Consider the following 6,974-nt stretch of genomic DNA (forward strand, 5'->3'; position numbering starts at 1 on the left):
CCGCCGCGTGCCCGGCACGCACGACGACGGGCGCCCGGACCGGGCACCCGTCGTCATCGGATCACTTGCAGAAAGCGGTGTCCACGCTGTTGAGCACCGCCTTGAGTGCGGGCAGGTCCTCCCCGAAGGTGCCCGGCAGGGCGGTCACCGCGAGCCCCACGGAACGGCCGTCGTCGGTCGCCCCACCGCGCGTCTCGTACCCGTCGATGTCGCCGCCGTGGCCCCAGTACACGCCGCCGCAGGTGAGCGGGATGCTGATCAGGCCGAGGCCGTAGCGCCACTCCGATCCGGGGTACACCGGGGCGTCGACCGTCTTGCGCATCTCGGCCAACTGCGCGGGCGGCAGCAGCTTGCCGTCGAGCAGCAGCCGGTTGAACTTCGCGAGGTCGCTCGGCGTCGAGATGAGCTGACCGGCGGCGCCGCCCCAGGACGGGTCCAGCTCGGTCACGTCGATCACCGTCTTGTCGGTGAGGCTGACGGTGCCGTAGCCCTGCGCGTGGGGCTCGCGGATGGTCTGGTCACCGGGCTGCGGCCAGTAGGTGGCGCGCAGACCGGCCTTCTTGATGACCCGTTCGGTGATCTGCTCCTGCACCGGGCGCTCGGTGATCCGCTCGATCAGCAGTCCCGCCAGCAGGTAGTTGGTGTTGCTGTACTTCCAGCTCGTGCCGGGGGCGAAGTCCGCCGGGTGGGCGAGCGCCGCGGCGAGCAGGTCGTGCGGCTGGAAGAACTTGTGCTGGATCTTCTGGAAGTTGTCCAGCCCGATGTGCGCGGTGTAGTTCGGGAGCCCGCTGGTGTGCTGGAGCAGGTGCCGCACGGTGATCTTCGTCGGGTCGATGTCCTCGCCGCGCACGAGTCCCGGCAGGTAGGTCTCGATGGACGCGTCCAGGTCCACCTTGCCCTCGGCCACCAGTTGCAGGACCACCACCGCGGTGAACGTCTTGGTCCCGCTGCCCGCCCTGACGTAGCCGTCCCGTGGCACCGGGACCTGCTTGTCGATCCGCGAGGACCCGGCGACCAGCGACGTCGTGCGGCCGTTCCTGCTCACCGACGCGAGCACCGCCGGGAACTTCTCCTGGCTCACCAGGGAGTTGATGCTGTCCTGCACGGGTGAGGTGCGCGAGGGGCCTTCCGCCGCCGAAGCGGTCCACGCGGTGCCCACCAGGCCCGCCACGGTCAGGACCACCGCACCCTTGCGCATCGTCGAGAGGGACTTGCTCATATCGCGTTCTCCTTGTTTCGGCCGGATCGACGAGGAAAATGATCCGCGCTCCGGGCACCAAGATCACTGGAGCTGGCCGCCGCATCGGGGGTGACCCAGGCTCTACCACCGCGCGGCGCGGCGTCTCATTCAGCTCCGCCGGGGAGTCGGACGGAGTAGAAACTCCAGGGGTGATGCGAAGCCGTTCCAGAACGCTGTGCGCCCTGCTGGCCGCACTGGCCCTCGTCCTCGCCCCCGTCCCCGCCTCCGCCGACACCGGGCAGTCCGGGTTCGTCGCCCTCAGATCGGTCGACCCGACGATCGTGCAGGAGATCCGCTACGCCGGTCACCACAACTTCGTCGGCGTCCCGATCGACGGCTACCTCGAACCGACCTGCCTGCTCACGAGGCAGGCCGCTCAGGCGTTGCGGACCGTGCAGCGGCGCGTCCGCCCGCTCGGCCTGACCCTGAAGGTCTACGACTGCTACCGCCCGCAGCGGGCGGTGGACCACTTCGTCCGCTGGGCCGAGGACCTCGCCGACACCACGATGAAGGCCGAGTTCTACCCGCAGGTCGACAAGACCAGGTTGTTCCTCGACGGCTACATTTCCGCGCGCTCCGGGCACAGCAGGGGCAGCACGCTCGACGTCACGCTGGTGCGGCTGCCCCCGGCACCGCAGCGCCCCTACGTGCCGGGTGAGGCCCTCGAGCCCTGCTACGCGCCGGTCGGCGTCCGGTTCCCGGACAACACCGTCGACATGGGCACCGGGTACGACTGCTTCGACACCCTGTCCCACACCGCCGACCCGCGGATCACCGGCGTCGCGCGGCAGAACCGCGACCTGCTCGTGAACACCATGAACGCGGCGGGCTTCACCAACCTCACCGAGGAGTGGTGGCACTTCACCTTGCGCGGGGAACCGTTCCCCGACACCTACTTCGACTTCCCCGTGGCCCGTTCGTCCGTGTGCTGACAGGTGTGGGGGGAGCCGCGGCTCCCCCCACACCCGACGGCGGGCGATAACCCTTCGCCCGGCACGTGGGTCGGACCCTAGGGTCGCCCGAATGGATCTGAGCACCGTCGCCGTCCCCCACACCCTCGCCCACCTGACACCGCTGCTGCCCGCTCCCCCGGCCCGCGTGCTGGAGGTCGGCTGCGGCCGGGGCGCGCTGGCCGCAGCCCTGATCGACGTGGGCTACGAGGTCACCGGTGTGGACCGCGACGCCGGGATGGCCGCCGCCGCGGCCGAACGCGGTGTGCCCGTCCTCCACGCCGACGTCCGCGACGTCTCCGGTGAGTACGACGTCGTGCTGTTCACCCGTTCCCTGCACCACGCCGAGGTCCTGGACGAGGTCCTGGGCCACGCGGCCGGGCTGCTCGCCGTGGGCGGGCAGCTCGTCGTCGAGGAGTTCGCCTGGGAGCGGGTGGACCGCTCGGCCGCCGACTTCCTCTACGACACCGGCGCGCTGCTGGTCGCCGCGGGCCTGCTCACCGCCGAGATCCCCACCGGCGACCTGCTCGAAGCCTGGGTCGGCGGCCACGACCACCTCCACTGCGGCTCCTCGATGCTCGCCGCACTGAGCCGCCTCGGCCCTGCTCCGACCACAGTGGACACCGCGATGCTGTGGCGCCTGCTCGACGGCCGCGGCGGTGCCTGGACCGAGCCCCGCAACCGCGTCCCCGGTGTCCTCGACGCCCTGCGCCGAGCCGAGGAGCGCCGCGTCGCCGCGGGCACGCTCCCCGCCGTCGGCCTCCTGGCGGCCGTCCGCCGCTGAGCCGCCCGCGCCCCGTCAGCGGGGCAGGGGCTCGTCGGCCACCTCCTCGTCGAGGAAACCGCCGGACTGGTGGCACCACAGCTTCGCGTACGTCCCGTTCGCGGCGAGCAACTGCGCGTGGGTGCCCTGCTCGGTGATCCGCCCCCGGTCGAGCACGATCAGCCGGTCCATCCGCACGACCGTGCTCAACCGGTGGGCGACGACGATCGCGGTGCGGCCCTCCATGAGCCGCCACAGCGCCTCCTGGACCAGCACCTCGCTCTCTGAGTCGAGCGCGCTGGTGGCCTCGTCCAGCAGCAGGATCGGCGCGTCCCGCAGGATCGCGCGGGCCAGTGCCACCCGCTGCCGCTGCCCGCCCGACAGCTTGACGCCGCGCTCGCCCACCATGGTGTCGAACCCGTCGGGCAGCGCGTCCGCGAACTCCGTCACGTGCGCGGCCTGCGCGGCGCGGCGGATCTCCGCGTCGGTCGCGCCCGGCCGGGCGAACGCGATGTTCTCGCGCAGGGTCCGGTGGAACATGGCGGGGTCCTGGGGCACGTACGCGATCAGGCCGCGCAGGTCGGCCTGGCGCAGGCGGGAGATGTCCTGGCCACCGACGAGGACACGGCCCCGGTCGACGTCCATCAGCCGCAGCAGCAGACGGGTGAGCGTGGTCTTGCCGCCGCCGGAGCGACCGACCAGCCCGATCCGCGTACCCGCCGGGATGTCCAGGTCGAGCTCGTCGAACAGCGGCTCGCCGACGCCGTGCGCGAACCCGACCTTCTCGAACCGGACCTGGGAGTCCTTGGTGCGCAAGGGTTCCGGGTGCTTCGGGTCGAGCACGGTCGGCGGGTCGAGCAGCAGTTCGGTGAACTGGGCCGCCTCGGTCAGCGTGCTCTCCACCCGCCGGTAGATCTGGTTGAACTCGAACATGATCCGCGTCGCGTTGCCGAAGTAGGCGAACGTCACCACGATCGCCTCCACGCCGAGCCCGCCGCTGACCCCGACCGCGACCGCGAGGCCGAGCGCGTTGGTGAGCACGGACAGCGGCGCGATCACGGTGTCGATGCGCAGGTTCCCGTAGTCCCACGACCGCAGCATCAGCGTCCGCTGCTCGGCGGCACGGGTCCGGTGCTCCTCGCTCTCCCGCCGTTCGGCGGCGAACGCCCGCACCGTCTCCATGTTCGCGAGCGTGTCGGAGACGTGGCCGGACACGCGGGCGATGGCGGCCTCGCGCCGGTCGACCAGCCGCTGGCGGTGGCGGATGAGCGGCGCGACCACGAATCCCGTGACCGTGATCAGGCCGAGCAGCACCACGACCAGCAGGGGGTCGTAGTTCCAGAGCACGACGCAGGCGAAGCCCAGCGGGATGAGGTTGGCGAAGACCTTGAAGGCCAGCGCGTCCACGAAGTCCTCGAAGCGGAAGGAGAAGCTCAGCACGCGCTTGGTGAGCGACCCGGCGAAGTTGTCGTGGAAGAACGCCGCGTCCTTCCCCAGCAGCTCGTCCATGGCCAGCGCCGACAGGTGCTCGATCCCGCGCCCGTCCAGGCGGTTGAGGCAGTGGATTCCCACGCGCCACAGCACTTCCGAGAACAGCATGAGACCGGTGAAGGCCAGCAGGTAGGGCATCACGGTGCCCGCGTCGGTGCCGCCGCCCGCCGCGAGCCGTCCCACGAGGGCGGCCACCGCCAACGGCGCCAGGTAGAGCTGGCAGGTCACGCCCAGCGCGGGCGACACGAGCGCGCCGACGGCGATGAACCCGTGACGCCGCAACTCCTTCCAGTACAGACGCAGGACGAGCATCACCGCGTTCTTGCGGACGGGTACTTCCGACCCTGGCGCGACCATCCGACTCCCTCCGGGGCACCTCGGACTCCTCATGCTGCCGCAGGAAACCTGGTCGTAGCGACCGAATATCACCCGTGGGCGCCTCCGGGGACGCGGTGCGCACGTTGTTGGCGCGTTGGTTGTTCAGCCCGACGCCCCGACCGTCAACAACACCCCGGAGCTAGAACTGGCCGGGTCGGCCGACCGGTTCGGCCGACCCGACAGGAGGAGAACTCGCAGATGACCAGAAAACTCATCCCGGTGCTGATCGCGATCGTCGCGCTGCTGGGGTTCGGCGTTCAGGCGACGGCGAGCGCGGCACCCCGCGAGACCGTCAACAGGTGCGCGCAGGTGGGGTTCGGTGCGGGCCTGGTGTGCGTCGAGGTGAACAGGGGTGCCTGGGTGACCGTCTGGTACGACAAGAGGAGCAGCGGCAGGCAGTCGTGCCGCCTCCGCTACAGCGGTCCCGACGGCGGGCACGAGGACGACGGCACGTTCACCATCGACCCCGGTCAGGTCAAGGGGTACCGCTGGTACCCGCCGGTCCACACCGGCTCCGGGTCCTACGTCGGATCCGTGTCCTGCAACGGCACGACGGCGTCCACCGGAACCCTCGTCGTCCCGTAGGCGCGGCGGCCGGTCGCCGCGAACGGCCGCACGGGTGAGCGGTGGTCCGGTACCGCGGTGCCGGACCACCGCTCAGGACGGCTCGTCGTACAACGCGGCTATCGCGGCGGCGCGGTCGCGCAGGGCGGTGCGCAGCGACGGCGGGGCCAGGACTTCGGCGTCCGCGCCGAGCCGCCACACCGCCCACTCGGCGTGCCAGGCGTCCTGGAAGGCCAGCTCCAGCCGCACCCGACCGTCCGCGTCGGGGGCCTCGGCGCGCACGGCCAGCGCGGTGTCCAGCAGGGCTTCCCGCCGTGCCGGGGCCACCCGCACCAGCACGGTGACGTGCCCGTCGGACAGGAACCCCGCGCAGCGCTCCCGCCACACCCGGTCCAGGTCGACCCGGTCCGGTCGCCGCGCCGGTTCGGGGAGTTCCTCGGCGGCCAGCACCCGCGACAGCCGGTAGGTGCGGTCCATTCCGGACCTCGTGGCCAGCAGGTAGCCGCGGTCGTGCACGGTGACCAGGCCGATGGGGTCCACCGTCCGCCACCCCGGTTCCCGGCCCGCGGCGGCGTAGTGGACGCGGAGCCGGTGCCCGGCGAGCACCGCGCGCCGGATCTCGGCCATCGCGGCGGCGGGCACCTCCTCGGTCACCTGCCTGCGCGGGAGCAGGTCGGTGTCGGGGTCGACGAGGAAGCGCTGGGCCGCGTCGCTCGCGGTGGCCCGATGTCCGTCCGGCAGCGCGTCGACCACCTTGCGCATGGCCGAGGCGAGCGCCGAGCGGAGGCCGAACACCTGCTCGCCGCGCCCGGACCCGGCGGTCAGCAGGGCGAGGGCCTCGTCGTGGTTCAGCCCGGTGAGCTCGGTCCGGAAACCGGGCAGCAGCGCGAAACCCCCGTGCCGACCCCGTTCTGCGTGGACCGGGACGCCCGCCGCGGACAGCGCCTCGATGTCGCGCAGCACGGTGCGGGTGGACACCTCCAGCTCGCGGGCCAGCACGTCCGCGGTCAGCCTGCCCCGACGGCGCAGCAACAACACCAGCGAGACCAACCGGTCGGCGCGCACCGGCGAAGTCTAGCGAAATACACGACACAGGATGTCGTGATTCGTTGCGAGGCTCAGCCGGACGACGTCGACGGACGTCCTCGATCCCTTGAGTCGAATGGAGCTGACGTGGTGGAACGCACGGCCGTGAACCCGGTGACGTGGTCGGTGGAGTTGGGGTTCAACCAGGGTGAGGTCGTCTCCGGGCACACCCGGACCCTGTACTGCTCGGGCCAGACCGCGATGAGCGCCGACGGCAGGCCCGAACACGACGGCGACGTGGCGGCACAGGTGGCGTTGAGCGTCGACAACCTGGAGGCGGTGCTGGGCGCGGCGGGCATGTCGCTCGCGAACCTCGTCCGGCTCACCGTCTACACCACCGACGTCGACCTGCTGATGCCGCACTACGGCGTGCTGGCGGCGCGGTTGGGCGCCGCCGGGGTGGCGCCGACCACCACCCTGCTCGGGGTGGCGCGGCTGGCGATCCCCGGCCAGGTGGTCGAGCTGGAGGGAACCGCCGTCGACTGACGTGCCCCCTCGCCGC

The 6,974-nt window shown here is 71.6% G+C and carries 7 protein-coding genes; 4 read left to right on the forward strand and 3 right to left on the reverse strand.

Annotated features, from left to right (window positions below; genetic code table 11):
- Window positions 1-61 precede the first annotated feature (61 nt).
- On the reverse strand, window positions 62-1,219 hold the full coding sequence (locus NZH93_RS13140; RefSeq protein WP_259623314.1) for a serine hydrolase domain-containing protein: 1,158 nt from the start codon (window positions 1,217-1,219) through the stop codon (window positions 62-64).
- A 173-nt stretch (window positions 1,220-1,392) separates the two neighbouring features.
- On the opposite strand from NZH93_RS13140, the gene NZH93_RS13145 reads away from it, so the two are divergent.
- On the forward strand, window positions 1,393-2,172 hold the full coding sequence (locus tag NZH93_RS13145) for a M15 family metallopeptidase (RefSeq protein WP_259623315.1): 780 nt from the start codon (window positions 1,393-1,395) through the stop codon (window positions 2,170-2,172).
- 91 nt (window positions 2,173-2,263) lie between these two features.
- Entirely contained in the window at window positions 2,264-2,974 is a 711-nt protein-coding gene (locus NZH93_RS13150) for a class I SAM-dependent methyltransferase (protein WP_259623316.1), read from the forward strand.
- 15 nt (window positions 2,975-2,989) lie between these two features.
- On the opposite strand, the gene NZH93_RS13155 is transcribed toward NZH93_RS13150, so the two are convergent.
- A complete protein-coding gene (locus NZH93_RS13155; RefSeq protein WP_259623317.1) occupies window positions 2,990-4,801 on the reverse strand; it encodes an ABC transporter ATP-binding protein in 1,812 nt (603 codons plus the stop codon).
- A 219-nt stretch (window positions 4,802-5,020) separates the two neighbouring features.
- Between NZH93_RS13155 and NZH93_RS13160 the strand changes: the two genes are divergently transcribed.
- Window positions 5,021-5,407, forward strand: coding sequence for a hypothetical protein (locus NZH93_RS13160; protein WP_259623318.1), 387 nt, complete (start codon window positions 5,021-5,023; stop codon window positions 5,405-5,407).
- A gap of 72 nt (window positions 5,408-5,479) precedes the next feature.
- Here NZH93_RS13160 and NZH93_RS13165 read toward each other — a convergent pair whose 3' ends face one another.
- Entirely contained in the window at window positions 5,480-6,451 is a 972-nt protein-coding gene (locus NZH93_RS13165) for a helix-turn-helix transcriptional regulator (RefSeq protein ID WP_259623319.1), read from the reverse strand.
- 111 nt (window positions 6,452-6,562) lie between these two features.
- On the opposite strand from NZH93_RS13165, the gene NZH93_RS13170 reads away from it, so the two are divergent.
- The gene (locus NZH93_RS13170) at window positions 6,563-6,958 is read left to right on the forward strand and encodes a RidA family protein (protein ID WP_259623569.1); all 396 of its coding nucleotides are present in this window, start codon (window positions 6,563-6,565) and stop codon (window positions 6,956-6,958) included.
- The last annotated feature ends 16 nt before the right edge of the window (window positions 6,959-6,974 follow it).

The organism is Umezawaea endophytica, assembly GCF_025061645.1.
Classification (GTDB): Bacteria; Actinomycetota; Actinomycetes; order Mycobacteriales; family Pseudonocardiaceae; genus Umezawaea; species Umezawaea endophytica.

Coding starts and splice junctions, on each gene's coding strand:
- NZH93_RS13140 (WP_259623314.1), bottom strand. CDS start 1,219: ATGAGCAAGTCCCTCTCGACGATGCGCAAGGGTGCGGTGGTCCTGACC.
- NZH93_RS13145 (WP_259623315.1), top strand. CDS start 1,393: ATGCGAAGCCGTTCCAGAACGCTGTGCGCCCTGCTGGCCGCACTGGCC.
- NZH93_RS13150 (WP_259623316.1), top strand. CDS start 2,264: ATGGATCTGAGCACCGTCGCCGTCCCCCACACCCTCGCCCACCTGACA.
- NZH93_RS13155 (WP_259623317.1), bottom strand. CDS start 4,801: ATGGTCGCGCCAGGGTCGGAAGTACCCGTCCGCAAGAACGCGGTGATG.
- NZH93_RS13160 (WP_259623318.1), top strand. CDS start 5,021: ATGACCAGAAAACTCATCCCGGTGCTGATCGCGATCGTCGCGCTGCTG.